General features: G+C 41.7%; 19 protein-coding genes and 1 pseudogene. 18 read left to right on the plus strand and 2 right to left on the minus strand.

What is annotated here, in order from left to right; genetic code table 11:
* Positions 1-369 precede the first annotated feature (369 nt).
* From liaF to MKY77_RS07070, 3 genes are read left to right on the plus strand one after another with little or no spacing between them, the layout of a single operon-like run.
* A complete protein-coding gene (gene liaF, locus MKY77_RS07060) occupies positions 370-1,167 on the plus strand; it encodes a cell wall-active antibiotics response protein LiaF (RefSeq protein WP_339149534.1) in 798 nt (265 codons plus the stop codon).
* A complete protein-coding gene (locus MKY77_RS07065) occupies positions 1,145-2,221 on the plus strand; it encodes a sensor histidine kinase (protein ID WP_339149535.1) in 1,077 nt (358 codons plus the stop codon). The genes liaF and MKY77_RS07065 overlap by 23 nt, the downstream gene beginning before the upstream one ends.
* Positions 2,222-2,866, plus strand: coding sequence for a response regulator transcription factor (locus MKY77_RS07070; RefSeq protein WP_339149536.1), 645 nt, complete (start codon positions 2,222-2,224; stop codon positions 2,864-2,866).
* A 119-nt stretch (positions 2,867-2,985) separates the two neighbouring features.
* On the opposite strand, the gene MKY77_RS07075 is transcribed toward MKY77_RS07070, so the two are convergent.
* On the minus strand, positions 2,986-3,501 hold the full coding sequence (locus MKY77_RS07075) for an antibiotic biosynthesis monooxygenase (RefSeq protein ID WP_339149537.1): 516 nt from the start codon (positions 3,499-3,501) through the stop codon (positions 2,986-2,988).
* A 220-nt stretch (positions 3,502-3,721) separates the two neighbouring features.
* On the opposite strand from MKY77_RS07075, the gene MKY77_RS07080 reads away from it, so the two are divergent.
* The 8 genes from MKY77_RS07080 (at position 3,722) to MKY77_RS07115 (ending at position 15,693) form a co-directional block, all read left to right on the plus strand.
* Positions 3,722-5,860: a PBP1A family penicillin-binding protein gene (locus tag MKY77_RS07080; protein ID WP_339149981.1), complete on the plus strand. Its 2,139-nt coding sequence runs from the start codon at positions 3,722-3,724 to the stop codon at positions 5,858-5,860.
* Between the two features lie 240 nt (positions 5,861-6,100).
* Positions 6,101-7,744: an ATP-binding protein gene (locus tag MKY77_RS07085; protein WP_339149538.1), complete on the plus strand. Its 1,644-nt coding sequence runs from the start codon at positions 6,101-6,103 to the stop codon at positions 7,742-7,744.
* A gap of 114 nt (positions 7,745-7,858) precedes the next feature.
* Positions 7,859-8,917, plus strand: a complete 1,059-nt coding sequence (gene hemE, locus MKY77_RS07090; protein ID WP_339149539.1) for a uroporphyrinogen decarboxylase — start codon at positions 7,859-7,861, stop codon at positions 8,915-8,917.
* A 202-nt stretch (positions 8,918-9,119) separates the two neighbouring features.
* Positions 9,120-10,061 (plus strand): ferrochelatase, encoded by a 942-nt coding sequence (gene hemH / locus MKY77_RS07095; RefSeq protein WP_339149540.1) that lies wholly within the window; start codon positions 9,120-9,122, stop codon positions 10,059-10,061.
* Between the two features lie 25 nt (positions 10,062-10,086).
* Entirely contained in the window at positions 10,087-11,517 is a 1,431-nt protein-coding gene (gene hemY, locus MKY77_RS07100) for a protoporphyrinogen oxidase (RefSeq protein ID WP_339149541.1), read from the plus strand.
* A gap of 130 nt (positions 11,518-11,647) precedes the next feature.
* Entirely contained in the window at positions 11,648-12,214 is a 567-nt protein-coding gene (locus MKY77_RS07105; RefSeq protein WP_339149542.1) for a TetR/AcrR family transcriptional regulator, read from the plus strand.
* Positions 12,215-12,287: 73 nt separating this feature from the next.
* Positions 12,288-14,501: a YhgE/Pip domain-containing protein gene (locus MKY77_RS07110; protein ID WP_339149543.1), complete on the plus strand. Its 2,214-nt coding sequence runs from the start codon at positions 12,288-12,290 to the stop codon at positions 14,499-14,501.
* A 181-nt stretch (positions 14,502-14,682) separates the two neighbouring features.
* Positions 14,683-15,693, plus strand: coding sequence for a LacI family DNA-binding transcriptional regulator (locus tag MKY77_RS07115; RefSeq protein WP_339149544.1), 1,011 nt, complete (start codon positions 14,683-14,685; stop codon positions 15,691-15,693).
* Positions 15,694-16,140: 447 nt separating this feature from the next.
* Here MKY77_RS07115 and yhfH read toward each other — a convergent pair whose 3' ends face one another.
* On the minus strand, positions 16,141-16,275 hold the full coding sequence (gene yhfH, locus MKY77_RS07120) for a protein YhfH (RefSeq protein WP_082380846.1): 135 nt from the start codon (positions 16,273-16,275) through the stop codon (positions 16,141-16,143).
* 153 nt (positions 16,276-16,428) lie between these two features.
* Here yhfH and MKY77_RS07125 point away from each other — a divergent pair, with 153 nt between their 5' ends.
* The 7 genes and pseudogenes from MKY77_RS07125 (at position 16,429) to MKY77_RS07155 (ending at position 23,384) form a co-directional block, all read left to right on the plus strand.
* Complete coding sequence (locus MKY77_RS07125) at positions 16,429-17,172, plus strand: MBL fold metallo-hydrolase (RefSeq protein ID WP_339149545.1); 744 nt, start codon at positions 16,429-16,431, stop codon at positions 17,170-17,172.
* Complete coding sequence (locus MKY77_RS07130; RefSeq protein ID WP_339149982.1) at positions 17,172-18,158, plus strand: lipoate--protein ligase; 987 nt, start codon at positions 17,172-17,174, stop codon at positions 18,156-18,158. Before MKY77_RS07125 ends, MKY77_RS07130 begins: the two co-directional genes overlap by 1 nt.
* Before the next feature lie 168 nt (positions 18,159-18,326).
* Positions 18,327-19,885: pseudogene (locus MKY77_RS07135) on the plus strand (fatty acid--CoA ligase family protein).
* An 80-nt stretch (positions 19,886-19,965) separates the two neighbouring features.
* Entirely contained in the window at positions 19,966-20,745 is a 780-nt protein-coding gene (locus MKY77_RS07140) for an enoyl-CoA hydratase-related protein (protein WP_339149546.1), read from the plus strand.
* A 253-nt stretch (positions 20,746-20,998) separates the two neighbouring features.
* Entirely contained in the window at positions 20,999-21,724 is a 726-nt protein-coding gene (locus MKY77_RS07145) for an AzlC family ABC transporter permease (protein ID WP_339149547.1), read from the plus strand.
* Positions 21,717-22,025 carry an AzlD domain-containing protein gene (locus tag MKY77_RS07150; protein ID WP_339149548.1) on the plus strand — a complete coding sequence of 103 codons (309 nt, stop codon included), beginning with the start codon at positions 21,717-21,719 and terminating at the stop codon, positions 22,023-22,025. Before MKY77_RS07145 ends, MKY77_RS07150 begins: the two co-directional genes overlap by 8 nt.
* Positions 22,026-22,124: 99 nt before the next feature.
* Positions 22,125-23,384: a M48 family metallopeptidase gene (locus MKY77_RS07155; RefSeq protein ID WP_339149549.1), complete on the plus strand. Its 1,260-nt coding sequence runs from the start codon at positions 22,125-22,127 to the stop codon at positions 23,382-23,384.
* The last annotated feature ends 144 nt before the right edge of the window (positions 23,385-23,528 follow it).

Here is a 23,528-nt window from a genome sequence, read left to right on the forward strand (position 1 = left end):
TAAGAAGAACGTAAAAGCTTTCTACGTAAAGAGACTGAAATAGTCTTTAACCTTACTTACTTTGTTAATCTAGCTGTGGATTGGAGTAATGGTGGAGACACATACGGGGGAGAAGCGACAATCTTGTGACCCCGCAAGCGTTGTGAGGAGGCTCAAGGTCGCCCCGTGGAAAGCGAAGCCATTTGCGGAAATCAACAGCGGTGCTAAATAGATTTCCTCATAAACCAAGTAATTTCCGCCTCCAGACGGACAAAGAAAGTGACCGGGGATAGGGGCTTTCCTTCATGGAAATTAGTAAACTAATTGTATAATGGAGGAATAACCCTAATAGTGTCAAATAATAGAAGAAGGGAGGCTACAGGAAATAAGATGAAGACATTTAATCAAAAAGTAATTGCCATAATCTTTGTTTTTATAGGAATCATGCTGTTGCTTGTCAATATAGGTGTCATTTCCTTGGAAATAAAAGAGTATTTTGTCACATACTATCCAGTCCTCATCGTCCTCTATGGGTTTAAACTCCTGGTGGACACCATTTTTTATCATATACGTGCTCTCTTCCTAAGTGTATTTCTAATAGCCTTTGGTGGTTTGCTGTTATTGGATAGGGCAGGATATCTAGTATTTGAATTTCATATGTTCTGGAAACTTTGGCCGTTATTGATCATTTACTTAGGTGTGAGGCTTTTTGTAAACAAGCGTCCTGTAAGAGTCTCATTCACTAAAGGGGATACTGATTTTGATGATTTATTCGACTCGGCAGAGGAAAGAGTGGAACATCAAGAAACAAAAACAGCCGGTACAAAGAAAGTGATAACCATTGGTGATATGAAAATGAACAAACAGAACTGGGCAGTGGAGCCATTGACTGTCTGGAATGTGGTGGGGGATTACTATTTCGATTTCAGTAAGGCCTATATACCCGATAAGGAAACAAACATTCAAATCAAAGGCGTGGTTGCTGATTTGAAAATGCTCATTCCAGAGGACCTGCCAATTAAAGTGGCAGCAAAGGTGAAAGTAGGTCAATTAAACATCTTTGGTAATACGTCTGAAGGAAAGGGGAACAAACTTTTTTATGAATCCCCCAACTATGGAGAAGCAACCAGAAAACTCAACATCGTGCTAGATATGAAAATAGGAGATGTTCGAATTGATCGGGTCTGATAAAGGGAAAAAAATTGAAAGCTTGAGATTTTGGTACATCCGTTCCTTTATTGTCGTGTCGGTTGTTTCAGCCTTTCTTTTCTTCATTTTCCTACAAAGTGTATTGCTTTTTTATCCTCAAGGCCGGGTAATCAATGTCCAATGGAGTATGTTGATGACCGTTGCCGCTTTTATCATTATGGCAGTAACAAGCCTTTATTTTGGATATAAGCAAAGCGGTTATATGAAAAAACGTGTGGAGGATATATCCACCTTCATTGCCACTCTTGGGAGAGGGAAGTTTTCAGAAAGAATAGCTGTCGAACAGACGGATGAGCTGGGAAGGTTAACGGAAGATATCAACCAGTTGGCCAATAAAATACAGAATCAAGTGAAATCATTGCAAAAGCTTGCCGAAGAAAAAAATGAGCTCGCGATTAAAGCCCACAATGCTGCTACGATTGAAGAGCGTCAGCGATTGGCCCGGGAGTTGCATGATTCAGTAAGTCAGCAGCTTTTTGCACTTAGCATCATGTCTTCAGCTGCAATCAGGATGTTTGATGCTTACCCGGAAGAGGCGAGAAAGCAATTAACGGATATTGCCTCCATTGCTGCACAGGCTCAAGGAGAAATGAGAGCGCTGCTTCTCCATTTGAGACCAATATCTTTGACAAATGATACGTTATGTGTTGGAATCCATAAATTGCTAGAAGAACTGGAGGAACGTACACCCATCACTTTCCAAAAGGATATACAAGAAATAAATGTGCTCTCCAATGCAACCGAAGACCATTTATTCCGAATCATCCAGGAAGCCATATCCAATATCCTCCGGCATGCAGATGCAACAATTGTCAAATTGGACATGCATCAAAAAGGAAACCAGTATGTATACATATTTATTAGTGATAATGGAAAAGGCTTTGAAATCAATCAACATAAGCAGGCTTCTTATGGACTCCATACCATGAGAGAACGATGCGAAGAAATAGGGGGACAGTTCAGTATTCGCTCCAAAAAAGGGGAAGGGACGCATATTGAAATCCATATTCCGATTAGAGGGGAGGAGAATTAAATGGATCGAATAAAAGTCGCGGTGGTGGATGACCATGATATGGTACGAAAAGGCCTATTGGCATATCTAATTACAGAGCCTACCATAGAGATCGTTGGGGAAGGTTCGAGCGGACAGGCAGCGATAGAGTTGGCAAGAAAGGAAAGGCCGGATGTAATATTGATGGATCTCCTTATGGATAATGGAACGGGTATTGAAGCGACACGTGAAATCGTCAAATTTCTTCCTGAATGTAAAATAATCATCATTACGAGCTACTTTGATGATGAACAAGTATTTCCTGCCATTGAAGCTGGAGCATATAGTTATCTTTTAAAAACCGCAAGAGCCGAAGATATTATCAAGGCAATCGAGAAGGCTATGCAAAACGAGCCTGTCATAGAGCCGAAAGTTGCAAGCAAAATGATGAACCGGTTCCGTACCCCGTCTAAGCTTCCACATGATGATTTGACGGAAAGGGAGCTTGAGGTACTGATGTGTCTTGGAGATGGTCTGACCAATCAGGAAATAAGTGACGAGCTTTTTATCGGGGTGAAGACCGTGAAAACGCATGTGAGCAATATTTTGAGCAAGTTGCAGGTGGCAGATCGGACACAGGCAGCGATTTATGCAAACAGGCATGGTGTACTCCGTGAGAAAAAATAGCTAGGCCTCTACGCTGTTGAAGAGCTTCACTTTCGTGCAAGCGGACTAATTATGAAAATCTCATTCTAATTCTACATGAACTGCCCCGCTCACTTGGGAGAGCGGGGCAGTTTGTTTTATCAATCTTCTTCCGGCATTTCTGCATAATAGGTGGTTACATAGGAAGGACGGGGAAAGACCTGTTGCTTCTGGTCGACCCCTTCAGAGGTTCCACGTTTCTCGTGGGCTTTATCATAAGCTTTTGACTCCTGCCATTGTTTGAAATATTTCACATCTTCCCACAATGTTAAAATGACATAGGTATCCGAGTCGGTTGGGCGCAATACACGGATTGCTGCAAAGCCTGGCTCTTTATCAATGAGGCCTGCACGTTGGCTGAAGCGGTATTCAAACACTGGTCGGCCTTCATCTGTAACGGGGATATTATTGAGAACGGCAAATTTTCCGTTAGCCAAATTGCCATTCGAGTCAAGGACTTCATAGTTTTTGCCTGAGTTGAAGCTGGACTGTTCGTGTGTTTCATGCATCAATACAGCATTGTCCTCCCCAAACATCAGCAAGGATTCACCATTTCCTAGTTTGTTTTTCAAATCCTTTAAGTAATCGGTTGTGCCGAACGTCATATAAAAATTCATTCTGAACCACTCCTTTATGTTTAATTAGTGCCATATAATTACAAAATAAGGGAAACCCGAGAAAAAATATGTAGAATAAGGTAGAATATAGGATGCGCTAACCTTTGAAACTATCCTTACTTACTAATTATTCCCGTATACTAGGAGGAGGTAAACCACTTTGGAAAGATTTAAAGGAAAAAAACTATCAATTAAGAAGTTACATACCATCAAAACAATCTTGCCTAAAAAATACTTCCTTATCCCTTTTATTTTTGCCAGTATTGTAGCTGTCGGTCTGGTCGGGTATATCTTCATTATTTTCTTAGGGGATTATGTGATAGATGAAAAAAAGTTGATCATGGACTCCACTACCACGATGGTTGATGAAAACGGTAATGAAATAGCATCTCTTTTCTTTGAAAATAGGGAAATTGTCGAAATTAATAAAATTCCAAAGCATGTCCAACAAGCATTTGTTGCAGTGGAGGACAACCGCTTTTATGAACACCGGGGAATTGATGTACGGGCAATCGGAAGGGCGGTTTATCGCGATATTCTTGCAAGAAGCAAGGCTGAGGGCGGAAGTACTCTAACCCAGCAGTTAGCAAAAAATATTTTTTTGACAAATGAAAAATCCTGGCTTCGAAAAACAAAAGAGGCTGTCATCGCTATCAATCTTGAGCGGAGATACACCAAAAACGAAATTTTGGAAATGTATTTGAACCAGATTTATTTCGGCCACGGTGCCTATGGGGTCCAAGCGGCGTCCCAGGTATATTTTAATAAAAACGTAGAAGACCTGACAGTTGAGCAGGGGGCCTTATTGGCAGCTCTTCCGAAAGCGCCCAATGCTTTTTCCCCTATAAATTATCCAGAAGAGGCGAAAAGTAGACGGGACCTTGTCTTGCATCTTATGGAAAGTCAAGGATACTTGGAAGCGGAAGAAGCAGTTGGGTTCATGGGGAGAACGTTAGGTTTGGAAATTGTTGAATCTCCGGAAAAACAGGCATATTTAACGTATATCGACATGGTCACAGAAGAGGCGGAAGATAAATATGGTCTCACTCCGGAAGAGCTGCATAGAGGCGGGTATAAGATTACGGTTCCTATGAACGTAGCTGCTCAGGATGCTGCGCACCAACTCTTTCAGGAAGATCAATATTTTCCTGGGACCAATGATAATGTCGAAGGTGCTTTTGTTATGATGAATCAGCACAATGGCGGAGTCATGGCTGTTATCGGCGGAAGGAATTATGTAACAAAAGGCATAAATAGAGTCAAAATTAAAAGGCAGCCTGGGTCTACATTCAAGCCATTAGCGGTCTATGCACCAGCACTTGAGGAAGGAAAGTATGAGCCATACAGCCTTTTAAAAGATGAATTGCTATCGTATGAGGATGGTCAGGAAGTTTATAAGCCAAGAAACTATCACCATCAATATAAAAAGGAAGTAACGATGTATGAAGCAATAAGAGATTCTTTAAATGCACCTGCTGTTTGGGCATTAAATGAATTAGGTGTAAAAAAGAGTAAGAGTTATCTTGATAAGTTAGAACTCTCCATTCCTGATAATGGATTGGCCATTGCCCTTGGAGGTCTTACGGATGGGGTTACCCCATTGGAACTTACTAAGGCATATAGATCATTTGGCAATAATGGAAAAATAATTGAGCCTTACTTCATTGAAGAAATCAAGACAAGAAAAGGCGAAGTGATTGTCAAAGCGAAAAAAGAAGAAAAAGAAGTCTTCAGTCCCCAGACAGCTTGGAACATGACCAGAATGCTAGAAGGTGTGGTGCAGGAAGGTTCCGCACAGGCAGGTAATATTAATGGGGAATTGGCCGGTAAGACAGGCACTACCAACTATCCCGGGATAGACGGGGCCATTAAGGATACATGGTTCGTGGGATACACACAAGATGTGATTGGGACAGTTTGGATGGGATATGATTCGACAACGCCAGAACAACATTTAACGGCAGGAGGAGCCTATCCTACAAGGTTGCTGAAAGATATCCTACAAGATGCTGGTTTAGATAACGGAGCATTCTCGGTTCCTGTCGGTGTATCAGATTTGGAGGACCCAATAATCTTACCTGAGAATACCAAATTAAACGGGTCGATGACATTCCACCCTTTAAGTTTATTCACTGTCAACCTAGAATGGACACAAGCAAGCGATGATCGGATCGTGTACCGTATTTATTCGGTTTCAGGCGACAAGGAAACCTTGGTCAATGAAATCTCAGGGGATAATCGATACTCCATTAAAAATGTAAATGTTTTTCAAGTCCCATCGTACTATGTGGTTCCTTACAATACACAAACAAAAAAAGAGGGACAACCTTCCAAACCATTAAAACCTAACTTTAGATAAAGCTCTTTTCTCAAAGATTGTTGCTATCCACTAGTAAAAAGTCGGCAATTGGACTTTTTACAGTTTACCTACTCTAAATAATGCATGTAGTATTTTTAGTACAGCAAGGAAAAGAGCACGACTGTATGGAATATAACGGTTAATTTAAACATAAGGAAAGGCAACAAAGTTTACGAATACAGCTTTTAGATAAAAAGAGAAATATATTTGGGAAACGAACTGTTAGAGGAGAAGCAGGAGATGAAATATACACTAGGAAAGATGTATACTCGCTTTCACGCGAGTATCAGGGAAGTCTGGCTAAATGAGAAACGGATGAACAGGGAACAAGTTCATATCATTCATCAAAAAAATAAACTGATGCTGGTTGTTTTCACTACACTTTTATTCCTGGATATACTGACAAATATCTTTATTTTCCCTGAAATTTTACCAGCCATCATCATTACGGCTGGTCTGGGGTGGATAGTGGTTGGCTATTTTGTCTTGCATCCAAAGCTTGCCAAATTAGGGATGTACGTGACTGTATGTGCATCCTTCATCCCATTCTGGGTGGTGGCCTATCTCGACAAAGATGTCATCAACTTTTACTTTCTATCGATGCCTTTGATTATGTCGTCTTTATACAATCGAATTTTGCCCATTATAATATCCAGTTTCATCACTTGTATCACCTTATCATTTTTTTATATTGACTATAGCAATATCGTATTTTCCAACCATTTAAAAGTAGATGTAATCTATTTCATTTTATTTTCTATCTTTGTGACAATCTTTCTCCTGTTCTCGAGCAGGTTGACAGGGAGTCTTCTGTTAAGGGCGGAAGAAAAGGAAAAAAGGACGTCTTTGGAGCTTCTGTCTACAAAAGAATACCTGGAAGCCTACTTCAATAATACAACCGATGCTATTGGGGTGTATGACCTGCAAGGGACCATATTAAAGGCCAATGGATCTTTTGAGAAAATGCTCGAGGTGGAGGCAAAGGATATAGTAGGAAACAAGACAAGCTTTCTATCCTTTACATCCGGGAACTCATTGCGGGTTTTCCTGGCAAAATTAATGAATCAAAAGCAGTTGTCCTTTGAATTATTGACCTCCACGAATAGTGGTGCTCCTATTGATGTAAGCATTACCGTTACCCCTGTGAAAAATAGTGATGGAGATATACTGGCACTTGTCTTCCTTATGAAAGATATCACAGATAAGAAACGGACAGAGGAAGCGCTTATGCAGTCAGAAAAGTTATCCGTCATCGGTGAACTCGCAGCTGGTGTGGCACACGAAATCAGAAATCCTGTTACCGTGTTGAAGGGCTTCGTACATCTGCTATCGCAGGAAAATAGGAAAAAAGAATTCTATACGATCATGGACAAGGAGCTTGAGCGCATCAATCAGATCACCAATGAATTCATGGCTTTAGCCAAACCACAGGCTGTCCACTTCAAAAAACAAGATTTGAAAGAGCTTATCCAAGAGGTATGCTTGTTTCTTGAAAGCGAGGCATTTATCCATCAGGTGGTAATCGAAGTGGAGCATCCAGACGAATACATATGGTTGAATTGTGAACCAAATCAATTGAAGCAGGTATTAATCAATACGATAAAAAATGGGATGGAAGCAATGCCCAATGGCGGGAAGATCACGATACAGACAAAAGTAATGGAAGGGTTTGTCCACCTATCGATCATGGACGAGGGGACAGGGATTCCAGAAGAGGTAATAAATAAAGTGGGACAGCCTTTCTTCACCACCAAAGAGCAGGGTACCGGTCTTGGATTGATGGTTTCCATGAAAATCATTGAAAACCATGGTGGGCAATTAACCATTCATAGTCAAGCGAACAAAGGATCTACCGTGGAAATCCTTCTGCCACAATCCAAGTAGCCGAATAATCGTCTATTTTATGAACAATAAGCGCTGCTTCTATACTTTCCTAGCATTTATGGGTATAGTGTAACATGACAGAAGTGTAACGTAATAAAAGCAGAAAAAAGTCAGATGGAAGGGGTCATCATTGTGAATCAATCAAAGTTTAATGATACATTTTTAAGAGCATGTAGAGGGGAGAAAACGGAGCATGTCCCGTTATGGTATATGAGACAAGCCGGCCGTTCACAACCAGAATATAGAAAAATAAAGGAAAAGTATTCTTTATTTGAGATCACGCATCAGCCGGAGCTTTGTGCATATGTGACAAAGTTGCCTGTAGATCAGTACAACGTGGATGCAGCCATTTTATATAAGGACATCATGAGTCCCCTTCCTGCCATTGGTGTGGACGTGGAAATCAAATCAGGAATCGGTCCTGTCATTGACAACCCGATTCGTTCCATGCATGACGTTGAAAAGCTTGGAGAAATCAATCCGGAAGAGGATGTTCCATATGTATTGGATACAATCAAACTATTAACAAAAGAACAGCTTGATGTTCCGTTGATCGGTTTTGCAGGTGCACCGTTTACGCTTGCATCCTACATGATTGAAGGCGGTCCTTCCAAAAACTATAATAAAACGAAAGCATTCATGTATGCAGAACCAAAGGCATGGTTTGCATTGATGGATAAGCTTGCAGATATGACGATTACCTATGTTCGCTCCCAAATCCATGCAGGAGCCAAAGCAATTCAGATCTTTGACAGCTGGGTTGGAGCATTGAATGTAGAAGACTATCGCTATTTCATCAAACCGGTAATGAACCGCATTTTCTCTTCGTTAAAAGAAGAAAATGTGCCATTGATCATGTTTGGCGTTGGAGCAAGCCACTTAGCCAACGAATGGCACGACCTTCCACTGGATGTTGTCGGTCTTGACTGGCGCTTACCGATTGCAGAAGCAAGAGAGCGCGGGATCACGAAATCGGTTCAAGGTAACCTGGACCCTGCTATTCTTTTAGCACCATGGGAAGTAATCGAAGCGAAAGCAAAAGCAATCTTAGACCAAGGAATGCAACAGCCAGGCTATATCTTCAACCTGGGCCACGGTGTATTCCCACAAGTCAACCCAGACACACTAAAACGTTTAGCAACATTCGTACATGACTATTCTTCTAATAAATAAATAATATGTAAGTTTATCTGATTCCCCTGTAGATTGTAGTGCAGGGTGGTCAACTCCTTCGAGAGGTAGCGGTAGTCTTGAGACCCCTGAAGCGTTGCGAGGAGGCTCAAGACCCGCCCCGCGGACGACCATCCGGAACAGAAATCTACAGGTGTTCACGAGACATTCTCCAATAATACAGATAAGAAAAGAGGTAAACTTTATGTCTAAAAAAACAATGGGACTTTTGGTAATGGCATACGGTACACCATATAAAGAAGAAGACCTGGAGCGCTACTACACACACATCCGACACGGCAGAAAGCCATCAGATGAAATGTTGCAAGACTTGCGTGACCGTTATAACGCGATCGGTGGAATCTCCCCACTTGCACGCATCACGGAAGAACAGGCAAACGCACTTGGTGCACACTTAAACAACATTCAAGATGATATCGAATTCAAAGTCTATCTTGGATTAAAGCATATCGAACCATTTGTTGAAGATGCTGTCCAACAGATGAAAGACGACGGGATAGAAGAGGCAGTAAGCATCGTACTTGCACCTCACTTCTCAACATTCAGTGTGAAGTCCTATAATGGCCGTGCGCAGGAAGAGGCCGAAAAAATCGGAGGACCTTCCATTGTGTCTGTTGAAAGCTGGTATGACGAGCCGAAGTTCATACAGTATTGGGTGGACCGTGTGAAGGCCACATTCGCTTCCATGAATGAAGAAGAACGTGCAAAGGCAGTACTGATCGTATCAGCGCACAGCCTACCGGAAAAAATAACTCAAATGGGTGATCCATATCCGGACCAACTACAAGAAACCGCAGACCTGATTGCTAAGGGTGCCGGAGTGAAAAATTATGAAATCGCATGGCAAAGTGAAGGGAATACACCAGATCCTTGGTTGGGACCGGATGTACAGGACATCACCCGTGATCTTCATAAGGACAAAGGATACACATCCTTCGTATACACTCCAGTAGGGTTCGTTTCGGACCATTTAGAAGTTTTATATGATAATGATTATGAGTGTAAGATAGTAACGGACGAGATCGGTGCCAAGTACTACCGTCCAGAAATGCCAAATACTCAACCTGAATTTATCGATGCAATGGCTACCGTTGTATTGGAAGAATTAAAAAAAGTATCTCAGTAAATCTAGAAAAGAAGGCGATGAAACCATGAATGAGGAGAAAAGAAGGGTTGTCATCATCGGTGGAGGCATTACTGGTCTTTCTGCCGCCTATTATCTTCAAAAGGAAATGAAAGAGAAAAACCTTGATATAGAGATTACCCTGATTGAGGCAAGCAACCGGCTTGGAGGAAAGATCCAAACCGTACGACGAGAGGGCTTTACCATCGAACGCGGCCCTGATAGCTTCCTTGCACGTAAGCTAAGTGCCGGTAAACTGATAAAAGAAGTGGGACTGGAAGATCAGCTTGTGCACAATTCAACAGGCCAGGCATACATCCTTCTTAAAGGGCAGCTTCACCCGATGCCAGAGGGGGCTGTGATGGGGATTCCGACGAAACTGTCCCCATTCGTGACAACAGGTCTATTTTCTCCGATGGGAAAAATGCGTGCAGCAGCTGACCTGATTCTTCCTGCTTCCAACAATGGAGGAGAAGACCAATCACTTGGTTCCTTTTTCAGAAGAAGGCTTGGGGATGAAGTGGTGGAAAATCTGATTGAGCCATTGTTATCCGGGATCTATGCTGGTGACATTGATAAGCTAAGCTTACAGGCCACCTTCCCACAATTTCAGCAGGTGGAAGAGAAATACCGTAGCATAATTTTGGGGATGAAACAGACAACCCCAAAACAAAAGCCTGCACCTGCTCAAAAGAAAAAGGGAATGTTCCAGACGCTTCGAGGCGGTCTTCAAACGCTTGTGGATGCTTTGGAGGAGAAGTTGGACCAAGTGAACATTTTGAAAGCAGTAAAAGTAGATAGCTTGGAGAAAAATGGCGATGGATACCGACTTTCCTTAAGCAATGGCACTACCCTTGATTGTGAAAATGTCATTGTTTCAACTCCTCATCATGCTACTGCAAACATGATTCATGGTGCAGGCTACCTGGCTCCCCTTCAGCAGATGTCATCCACTTCTGTTGCTACCATTGCTATGGCGTTTGACGAATCAGCACTCAAACAGGACATTGATGGAACAGGTTTCGTTGTATCAAGAAACAACGATTATACAATCACAGCGTGTACCTGGACCCATAAGAAATGGCCGCATACAACACCAAAAGGAAAAGTGATCCTTCGTTGTTATGTTGGTAGAGTGGGAGAAGAAGCAATTGTCGATCAGAGTGACGAGGAAATACAGAAAGTGGTACTCGATGATCTCAACAAAATCATGGAGGTCGGTGCAGATCCGGAATTCACGATTGTTACTCGATGGAGAGAAGCAATGCCGCAATATGCTGTTGGTCATAAAAAGATGCTTCATGAGATGAACGAACGACTGGCACAAGACATGCCTGGGGTTTACCTGGCAGGAAGTTCTTTTGAAGGCGTAGGGTTGCCTGACTGCATCGATTCCGGTGAAGCTGCTGTTAAAGCTGTAATAGATAGTTTCCATAAAAAACCTTCCCTTCAGGTTTAATAAAAAGGTTCAGTCGCTACCAACATGTGACTGAACCTTTTTTTTCTTGCATTCTGAAAGGATAGGAATTATAATGAAAACCAGATGACCGAATCTATCATTTGGTCAGCCTGGAGGAAGGAGAAATCAAATGGATCGTAAACAGAGCATCCTGGATGCGGCGTTAAAATCGTTCTCCATGTTTGGATATAAAGCTACAACTATGGATCAGGTCGCAAGGATTGCCAATGTTGGCAAAGGAACCATCTATACCTTTTATTCGAATAAAGAAGAACTATTCAGTGAGATTGTAGCAGGTATATTAAAAGAGATGCAGGAAGTGGCAGACCGTTCTATCAACCCTGAACAATCCTTTTTTGAAAATGCTCACAGGGCCCTTATCAGCTTGCTTGATTTCCGTAATGAACATCAATTAACCGTCAAATTAATTCAGGAAAAAAAAGAGCTCGGAACCCGTGTAGTCAATCAGGAACTTAACAAGCTGGAGCAAATGATCATTACCTTTATCAAAGAAAGAATCGAGAAGGCCATTGACAAAGGGGAAATAAGAGAATGTGACCCGGAAGTAACAGCCTTTTTGATGCTAAAGCTTTATGTAGCACTGGTGGTGGACTGGGAAGAACATCATACTCCTTTATCAAAAGAGGAAATAGCGAATCTTTTTGAATTATATTTTATTAAAGGATTGTCAACGTGATGATCCTTACAATTTTATCAAAAAATGACCAAGTGACAAAAATAGTCATAAAGTAATATGGAGGCAATAATCAATGAAAAGTGTAATGTATGAGTGGAAGCAACTGCTCACAAATAAAAAGATATTGATTCCGGTGATAGCCGTACTTTTGATTCCACTGCTATATAGTGGAATGTTTCTATGGGCTTTCTGGGATCCATACGAGAAGCTAGATGAACTTCCGGTAGCGGTGGTCAATATGGATGAAGGCGCCAATTATGAAGGAGAACCATTGACGATAGGGAAAGACCTTCTGGATAATTTGAAAAAAAATGATGGCTTTAAATGGGAGTTTGTGTCAAAGGAGCAAGCTTATCAAGGATTGGACAAACAACATTATTATATGGTGATTGAAATTCCACAGGATTTTTCAAACCGGGCGACAACTTTATTAGATGAGAACCCATCTGCTTTGGAAATGAAATTCGTCCCAAATGAGAGCTACAATTTCCTATCAGCCCAAATTGGATCAACAGCAGTAGAGAAAATAAAGGAAGAAGTAGCTAAAGAGCTCACAAGTACTTATGCAGAAGCCATGTTTGATAACTTGGAAAAGATGGCAGATGGTTATAAACAGGCAGCAGAGGGTACAAGCGAACTAAACAATGGCGTCCATGAATTACAAGATGGTTCTGTTGCTTTGAAAAAAGGATTGGAACAAGCGGCAGAAAAATCGATTGTCTTCCAAAATGGAGTTGGGAAGGTTTATGGTGGGGTAAAAGATGTCCATAGAGGAAATCAGGAGCTTTCAAAAGGTTTGGGTCAATTGCTTGAAGGTCAAAACAAATTATCCTCAGCATCTGAGCAACTCCAAGCAGGAGCAGGAAGCCTTAACGATGGTTTAGCAAAAAGCAATGATGGTATGGCGCAGTTGCAACAAGCTCAACAAGAACTCACCAATGGAGCGGGAAGCTTGGCAGATGGTGCTGCAAAATTAAACGCGGGGACCTCAAAACTTGAAGAGGGGGCTTCAATAGCGCATGAAAAGGCAGAGCAATTGAATCAAGGAATGATTCAATTGAAAAAATCACTTGAACCAATGATAGAGCAGGCAAGCGAAGAACAGAAAGCACAAATAAATGCTTCTTTTGAGCAGTTGATTAATGGCAGTGATGAATTCTCGAAAGGCTTGATGGCTCTTGAACAAGGTGCTTTAGAATTAAATGCTGGCACCTCCTCTTTAGAGCAAAATGGCAGAAAACTTGCAGAAGGCAATAAAAACTTTCAGTCAGGTATGGCAGAATTGGCAAATGGAACGAAACAACTTTCAGAAGGCTCTTCAGAATTACTTAAGGGTCAAATGGAATTCAACCAAGGACTAACACAGTTTGGTGAAAAATTAGGAGACGCAAATGAGGGCAGCAAAAAGCTAGCAGAAGGGTCCGGTCAGCTCTTAGCTGGTATGGAACAGTTAGACGGGGGATCCAAACAATTTCAACAAGGTACAAAAGAGCTTGCAGAAGGTTCAAATAAAATCTCCTCCGGACTGTCTGAAGTCGGTAAAGGAACAGAAGAACTAGAGGGTAAATTAAAAGATGCATCGGAAAAAACTGGTTCCATAAAAGGGACAGACAAAACCTACAACATGATTTCTGAGCCAGTAAAGGTTAAGTCAGAAGTGGAAAATGGAGTTCCTAATTATGGAACCGGGTTTGCACCTTACTTTTTATCATTAGGCTTGTTTGTTGGAGCATTATTACTATCCATCGTGTATCCGATGCGCGATCCAGCTGGTGCTCCTCGCTCAGGGACTGCTTGGTTCGCAGGTAAAGTGGCAGTTCTCGCAGCCGTAGGGATATTGCAAGCCTTACTAGCTGATGCCGTGTTGATTTATGGATTAGGAGTAGAAGTGAAAAGTTTACCTTTATTTCTCTTATTTAGCATTGTCACTTCCTTCACCTTTATTGCACTGGTTCAATTTCTTGTAACAACACTTGGAGATCCAGGACGCTTTGTCGCCATCCTTATTTTAATACTCCAGTTGACAACAAGTGCGGGAACTTTCCCGTTAGAACTTATTCCAGATGCATTACAGCCGTTCAACCTGCTTTTACCGATGACGTATTCGGTGTCTGGTTTTAAAGCGGTCATATCAAGCGGTGATATAGGGTTCATGTGGGAAAACGTCTGGATACTAAGCGGATTTATGATGGTGATGCTTGCCGGAACTTGGGCATATTTTGTGTACAAGTTTAAAAAATATTACAATAGTACGAGCCCGATAGAACAATCACCTTCACAAGGTTAGATGTAACGGAGGGAGTCCACCATATTGCTGGTGGGCTCTTTTTTTCGTAGGAAACGGCCAATTTAGATGCTAATGTAAAATTTTTATTGAAAACACTTACATTTCCTTTTATACTAGTAGTTATGAAAACGATTTCAATCATTCTACTAACCTAACAATTTCAGCTAAGGTGGCGAGACTCGTGGCAACAATAGAAGATGTAGCAAAACTGGCAGGGTTATCGAGGACCACTGTTTCCCGTGTCATAAATAACCACCCGTATGTGTCGGAAAAGAAACGTGTACTTGTATCAAATGCAATGAGTGAACTAGGATATGTTCCAAATTCTTCAGCAAGAAGTCTAAGAAGTCAGAAAACCTCTATGATTGCTTTACTGATTCCACGTGTCATGAACCCGTTTTTCAGTGAACTGATTGAACGGATGGAAATGGCGGCAGCTGAAAATGGATACCAACTGATCATCTGTCAGACGAAGTATTCCAAGAAAAAGGAACTGGACTATTTGAACTTGTTGAAAACCAGACAGGTAGACGGAATTATCCTTTCTTCCATACAGAATGACTGGAATGTAATAGAACCGTTTTTAGAATATGGCCCAATCGTTTTGTGCAATGAGTTTGAAGAAGAAGCAGAAGTACCATCTGTCAGGCTTGATCAGACGTATGGCGGATACATATCCACCAAGCATTTACTGGAGCTTGGCCATCGTAGAATTGCTTATTGTACTGGTGGCTACAAAAGTAATGTAGCCAAATGTAGAGAGGCAGGCTTTAAAAAAGCGCTGGCAGAATTCAAGGTGGAATACCAAGAGGAGTTTTCCTTTCGAGATGCTTTTACCATTGATGATGGAAGAAGGGTTTTTCAAGAAATTTTGGAGCTGGGGGAGAAACCTAGTGCCATTTTCACCGGTGGCGATGAAGTAGCGGCCGGCATCATTTCAGAGGCTAAACGCTCTGGCTGGAAGATTCCAGAAGATCTTGCGGTGGTAGGATTTGATAATCAAGCGATTACGGAACTAGTCGAACCGACCATCACTACGGTTTATCAACCGATTGATGAGATGGCGCGCAAAGCATTCCAGATCATGATGGAAAAGGTCCGCTCCAAACGTTATCGCCACAAGGAAATCTATGAATATGATCTCGAGCTCATTGTTCGGGAATCAACGGTCAAACAAGGGGTTTACGTATAGAATAAGAAGAAGGGCACTTATGGGGATGAGTGCTCTTTTTGTTAAGCTCTTTTCTCAAGATTGTTGATGCTCACTAGTAAAAAGTCGGCAATTGGACTTTTTACAGCATAGAAACTTTAAAAAGGCATGAAAGTCTTTTTGTATAGTCAGGAAAAGTGCACGACAGCAAGGAATATACCGGTTTGTTTATAAATGCGAAAAAGCAACAAAGTATGCGAAAACAGCATTCTGTTATTCGCGATAAAGTTTGACGTTCCATTTCGCTGCAGGCACTCGCTTTCCGCGGGGCGGTGCTTGAGCCTCCTCACAACGCTTCAGGGGTCTCAAGTCTACCGCTACCTCCCGCCGGAGTCGAGTGCCTTCCGCTCCAATCCACTCTCCATTTCCAAACAAAAAACCAGGGAACCCGCTATGAATCTAGCAAACTCCCTGGCTTTAATATACCATTTATTTTAATTGACTGGACATACACTCATCACAATGGTTGCCGTAACACTCGTGTTGCTCATCCATTGTTTTTTTGCATTCTACGCATTTTTTAGGTGGTAAGGTTTTGAAAAATTCTGTACTTTTAATCAACATGTTATCACCCTCCGTTTTCTTATTTGTTGCTATTGTATTATAACAGAATTTGTCTTGTCAACATCTGTTTTAAAACAACTAATCGAAATAGGAAAATGGGCAGGGATATGGTAGACTTGATTTTGGAAACTAAAAGAAGGGTGATGTAGTGCCATGAAGCTCACTGTGGTAGGGTTTTGGGGAGGATATCCAGCTGTTAATAGTGCGACATCTGGGTATTTGGTCGAGCATGAAGGTTTTAAATTATTGATTGATTGTGGAAGTGGTGTATTAGCACAGCTTCAGAATTACATAGAGGTAACAGAGCTTGATGCCGTTATTTTATCACATTACCATCATGATCATGTTGCGGACATTGGGCCATTGCAATTTGCTAGGCTGATTTCGTTTTATATGGGTAAATCAGTGACGCAGCTTCCTATCTACGGACATCAGGAGGACATGCAAGGGTTTTCTACACTTGATCATAAAGAATATACAAAAGGAATGGCATATGATCCCTCTAAACAGTTAGAGGTTGGGCCATTCAAAATAGAATTCCTGAAAACAACACATCCTGTACCGTGTTATGCCATGAAGGTATCCACAGATGAAGGTTCGTTTGTGTACACGGCAGATACAAGCTATCAGGAATCATTCATCCCTTTTACCAAAGGGACAGACTTATTAATTTGTGAGTGTAACCTGTACGCGCACCAAGATGGCAAGGCTGCAGGCCATATGAACAGCCATGATGCGGCAAAGGTTGCTCAAGGTGCAGATGTTCCTCAACTATTGCTCACACATCTACCGCATTTTGGAGAGGTGGAGCAGTTGGTCGAAGAGGCAGCAAGCATTTATAAAGGAAAAATCGGTTTGGCACATAAAGGATTTAGTTGGGAGAGTAGGAAGAAATGATGCTTTTTATAGATAATAACGGAATTACGGATCCAAGAATCAACTTGGCGATAGAAGAATATGCCCTTAAAAATCTTGATATTGAAGATACTTATTTGCTTTTTTACATCAATGAGCCTTCCATCATCATTGGGAAGAACCAGAACAGTGTAGAAGAAATCAACACAAAGTATGTCGAGGACAATGGCATACATGTGGTACGCAGATTATCTGGTGGTGGAGCGGTCTATCATGATCATGGAAATCTGAATTTCAGTTTCATCACAAAAGATGACGGAGAGAGCTTCCATAACTTCAAAAAGTTCACTGCCCCTGTAGTAGAAGCGTTAAAAAGTCTTGGAGTTGAAGCTGAAATGAGCGGGCGTAATGATATCCTTGCCGAAGGTCGCAAGATTTCCGGAAACGCTCAATTTTCTACAAGGGGCCGCATGTTCAGTCACGGTACTTTGTTGTTTGATTCTGAGATTGAACATGTCGTTTCCGCGTTGAATGTGAAGAAGGATAAAATAGAGTCCAAAGGGATTAAATCAATTCGCAGCCGTGTGGCAAATATAAAAGAATTCCTAAACGAAGACATTTCCATTGAACAGTTCCGTCAGCTTTTATTGGAGGCAATCTTTAAGTCTAAAGATATCCCTAAGTACGAACTAACAGAAGAGGATTGGAAGAACATTCACGAGCTCTCCATGGAACGTTACCAAAACTGGGATTGGAATTACGGAAAGTCACCGAAGTTCAACCTTCAGCATTCTCATCGCTTTCCAGTGGGTCAGATTGATGTGCGCCTGGACGTAACAAAAGGAAAAATAGAAAACTGCAAGATTTATGGAGATTTCTTTGGTGTTGGAGATGTGTCAGAAGTGGAAAACCTTTTATCAGGTGTGAAGTATGAGAAAGCAGGAATTTCACAGGCTCTAGAGGGAATAGATGTAAAACATTATTTTGGAAATATTACCAGAGATGAATTAATTGATTTGATATATTAATTTAGTGTGAAAAGAGTAGGGGTTTCCCTCTCTTTTTTTATATTGAAATATTTTATCTGAAAATTTTAATTTTATCGACATAATTTAATGACAGATATCTAGCAATCTACTATAATGGATAATGGGAGATTTATGAATGGTCATTCATTCAATTTAAGCGAAGGGGAGATGAACACTTGAATATTTCATCGCAATTGGCATTAACCGCAAAAACAAATCTAACGAAAGAAGCGTATATTTTTGAAGGGGAATCAAAGACATATGCAGAGTTAAACGCAGCCATCAATGCTTTTGCAACAGGGCTTGAGGGTATGGGCATTAAACAAGGAGATCATATTGGACTGGTTGTCGGAAACTCGCCATATTTTGTTATTGGTCTTTACGGTGCAGCTCGTCTTGGTGCTACTGTTATTCCAATCAATCCAATTTACACCCCAGATGAACTGTCTTACATCCTTAGAGATGGAGATGTGAAAGCCATCATCACCTTAGATCTTCTTGTACCACTTTTTGAAAGGCTTCATTGTCACCTGCCTTTGACCGAGCATTACATCATTTGCGAGACACCTGATGGAAAAGAAAAAACGAAAGACTTTCCACTTGAACAGCTATCGGTTTATACTAAAATGAAATCGTTTACATCCATAATGGCTTCTGGAAGCTTTACATATGAAGGTCCGGAACTGAAAGATGAAGATGTGGCCGTTATTCTTTATACTTCTGGGACTACAGGTAAGCCAAAAGGGGCAATGCTGACGCATAAGAACTTGTATCGCAATGCCAAGGATTCCGCAGACTTTTTGAAAATGAACGAAACGGACAAGATTGTTGCAACTCTGCCAATGTTCCATGTATTCTGCTTGACAGTCGCATTGAATGCACCATTGATGAATGGCGCGACGGTCATCATTGTTCCAAGATTCAGCCCACAGGTTATTTTTGATGTGGTAAAAGAATATGAGGCAACTGTTTTTGCTGGAGTTCCGACCATGTACAATTTCCTATTGCAATCACCAGGGGATGTGGACGATTTAAAATCGTTAAGACTTTGCATTTCTGGTGGGGCTTCGATGCCTGTTGCTTTGTTGAAAAATTTCGAAAAGAAATACAATGTTATTATCTCAGAAGGGTACGGTTTGTCCGAGGCATCTCCTGTAACATGTTTTAACCCGTTAGATAAGCCTCGAAAAGCTGGATCGATTGGGACGACCATTGTAAATGTTGAAAATAAAGTCGTGAATGAACTTGGGGAAGAAGTGGCACCAGGAGAAGTTGGGGAACTTGTTGTCCGAGGACCGAATGTCATGTCCGGTTATTATAAAATGCCAGAAGAAACCTCTGCTGCAATCAGAGACGGTTGGCTGTATACGGGAGATCTAGCCAAGATGGACGAAGAAGGCTACTTCTACATCGTGGATCGGAAAAAAGATATGATTATCGTAGGTGGCTACAATGTTTATCCGCGCGAAGTGGAAGAGGTATTGTATAGTCATGAAAATGTGGTGGAAGTGGCAGTTGTCGGGGTGCCTGACCCTCAGTTCGGTGAAGCGATAAAGTGTTTTGTCGTAACAAATGCTCAAGTTTCTGAATCAGATTTACTTGGCTATTGTGCAGAACGTTTAGCAAAATATAAGGTACCATCTTCCATTGAGTTTTTAGAAGAGCTTCCAAAGAACACAACTGGGAAGATTCTAAGAAGAGCATTAAAAGAAAAGCTAGGTGTATAAAGGATTTTTGCTCTCTGTAGAGAATGTATAAAATAGCGAAATTTGTAACCGCTAACAATCTTGGAGGGAGAAGGACAGATTTGAGTTATATTGTAGTAGAGGTAAAAGACCATGTAGCAACCGTAACGCTCAATCGCCCTGATGCGATGAACGCGTTTAATTATGATATGTTAGTAGAATTGGGATATGTAACAGAGGAACTCCGCACAAATGCGGACGTGCGTGTCGTAGTGATAACGGCAGCAGGGGAAAAGGCATTCAGTGTTGGAGCGGACCTCAAGGAAAGAAGGGGTCTTACTGAGCAGCAAGTAAGGCGTAATGTCTACAAAATTGGAGATGTGTTCAACCGCATTGCCGACTTGCCGCAGCCGACAATCGCAGCCATTAATGGATATGCATTTGGTGGCGGGATGGAGCTCCTTCTTGCTTGTGATTTCCGTGTGACGGGCAAGGATGTCAAGATGGGACTGACAGAAACAAGCTTGGCTATTATTCCAGGTGCTGGTGGCACCCAGCGTCTGCCACGCATTATAGGAGAAGCGAAGGCGATGGAGCTTATCTTGACTGCTCGCCGTTTTTCTGGGGAAGAGGCTTATAGTTTTGGCTTGATTACAAGATTAGTGGATGAAGCCTCAAATGCGCTTGATGGAGCTATGGAGCTTGCACAGGAAATGTTGAAGAATGGACCGGTTGCTGTGCAGCAGGCAAAGTTTGCTATTCGCCAGGGAATGGGAGTGGATATGCAGACAGGCTTGCAAATGGAGCGAAAAGCATATGAAGTGATCATCCCGACGGAAGATCGCGTAGAGGCACTTGTTGCGTTTGGTGAAAAGCGGGCTCCTGAGTTTAAGGGGAAATAATTTTTTTGTGTGACTCTCTCTTCTTTAGGAAGGGGGAGTTTTTTTGTAGAACGCGAAAAGTGAAAAGGGGGAGAAATCTGCGATTCATAGCAAGGCTACGACCATGTAAATGATCCAAGTAGTACATTTTCCAGACCCATTTCACACTCGTAGAACATAAAGTATCTCGAATTTCGAATTACCCTTTACATATCGAGTAAACTACTAGTATATTTATAAATAATTCAATTTACTAGTATAGGAGAAATGCACAGTGGCAACAACCATCGCAGCTAGAAAAACCTCTTCTTTTCGAAACGGGTTGCAAGCTGGAGTCAGCATCGCAATCGGCTACATACCAATCGCCATTACGTTCGGACTTTTGGCAAAATCTGCGGGCTTAACGCTCTCTGAGACTGTGCTGATGAGCTTGCTCGTATTTGCCGGAGCTGCACAATATATGTCTCTTAATATGATTGTGCTTGGATCGGGAGTATTTGAAATCGTCATGACCACTTTTATTCTGAACATCCGTCACTTCTTGATGAGCGCTTCCTTGAATGAGAAGGTGGAAGAAAAGAGCCTTTGGAAAAAATCACTATTCTCTTTTGGGATAACAGATGAAACGTTTTCCGTCGCCGCAACCAAAGAGGGATCCATCCAAACAGGATATATGTTCGGGGTCATCCTGATCGCCTATTCTAGTTGGGTGGTCAGCTCCGGAATAGGTCATGTAATTGGAAGCAGTCTGCCTGCATCCCTTCAGGAAAGTATGGCTGTTGCACTTTATGCCATGTTTGTTGGTTTATTGATGCCTTCTTTGAAAAAGCACCGGAAAGTGGTTGTTCTCGCTGGGAGTGCAGCTATCCTAAATTCGGTATTTTCCCTTGTAGTGGGTATTGCAGCAGGATGGTCTATCGTACTTGCAACCATCACAAGTGCTGTTGGGATTGAGGTTTTATTTAACAAATGGTCGAAGGAGGAGAATAGAAATGAATAGCACCATTCTCATCATGATTGTCGGTATGGCTGTTGTTACCTATGTTCCAAGGCTCATTCCTTTTGTCATGTTCCAAGGCAAGGAACTGCCGCCCTTCGTACAGGCCGTATTAAAAAACGTACCTTATGCAACACTGGGGGCACTTATTGTACCAGGGATTTTCCTTATCAATGAAGATATCATGTTTGGAGTTATCGGCGCAGTCGTGGCATTTATTGTCGCTTATCTAGGGGCAAACGTTATTCTGGTTGTCATTAGTTCTATAGCCGCCCTTAGTGTATATTCCTGGCTGGTTGGCTAGAATTAAAGTGAGTAGGCTTTTATTTCCAAGGCCTGCTTATTTTTTTTAACTGTTGCATAGAATATAACAAGGTTACTTAGGACGAGGAGGTGCGAAAAAGTGAAGAAAATAGTGCCTATTATGTTGTTAGGTTATTTTCTCTATGCTTTAGCGGTGACGTTTTACATATGGGTGGGTGCAGATACTTCGCTTCCGGCTGAACTAGTCGGAACAAAAGCGGATCCCAATACTTTTCTCAGTGACAAGGAGTTGATATTGGCTGATGAGTATTCCAAGATACGCAATACCATCTACTTCCTGACGCTTCCTGTGGAATGGATTTTCTATTTCCTTCTCCTTGTTTTAGGTGGGGCAAGGACCATTCAAACATGGGCAGAGAGAATAACTAGCTATAAAACGCTGCAGACAGGTATTTATCTTTTTTGGCTGACCCTATTTAGCACGGTCATTCACTTTCCATTAAGCTACCTTCGTTATTCTCTATCTAGAGATTATGGTATCACTGTTCAATCCTATTCAGGATGGATGCGTGACCAGGTTGTCGGTTTCTGGGAAGGCCTCTTCATCATGTGGATAGTGGTCCTGGTCCTTTATATACTCATCCGTAAATTCCAGAAGTGGTGGTGGGCGATTGCCTGGGGTTGTTTTATTCCGTTCGTATTTTTCATGATGTATATCCAACCGGTTGTCATTGACCCACTTTATAATGATTTCACCGAACTGCAAGATAAGGTGTTAGAAGAAAAAATCTTGGACCTGGCGGCTGTTTCGGATATTCCGGCAGACCGGGTGTATGAAGTGAATATGGCCCAGAAAACAAACAGCATCAATGCCTACGTTACCGGGATTGGAGGAAACTCCCGTATCGTACTGTGGGATACGCTCCTTACTCGTCTTCAGGATGAGGAGATTCTGTTCATCATGGCACATGAAATGGGACACTATGTGATGAATCATATTGTAATCGGAATTAGTGGGTACATCGTATTTTCATTCTTCGCTTTTTATCTGATTCATTGGTTGGCAAATAAGGTTATAGACAGATATGGGCGGAGGTTGAAGGTCTACAGCTTAAGCCAACTTGCTTCGCTTCCGTTATTATTATTGCTGGTGTCACTGCTTCTTTTTCTAGCAAGCCCAATAACGAATGCAGTATCGCGCCATCAGGAACACAAAGCAGACGTCTATGCCATAGAGCTGACTGGGGAACCAGAGCCGGCCATTGTAGCTTTCCAGGAAATCACGAGATCAAGTTTAAGTGAAGTTAACCCTCCAGCTTTAGTGAAATTTTTTCGATATACACATCCACCAATGGTTGATAGGATCGCCTATTTGGAACGGTATGTTAATGAGGAGTGAGCAGCGTGAAAGAGTGCGTTGCTTGCTTTTTTTATGGTGCATTTTCCAATGTCGAAAAATATTTCCAAACAAATTTTAAAAAAAGGGTTTTTATCCTGAACACTCTGTTATATAATACAATACAAATATACTAACTGTTTCATA

The organism is Sutcliffiella sp. FSL R7-0096, from assembly GCF_038595065.1.
Taxonomy (GTDB): Bacteria; Bacillota; Bacilli; order Bacillales; family Bacillaceae_I; genus Sutcliffiella_A.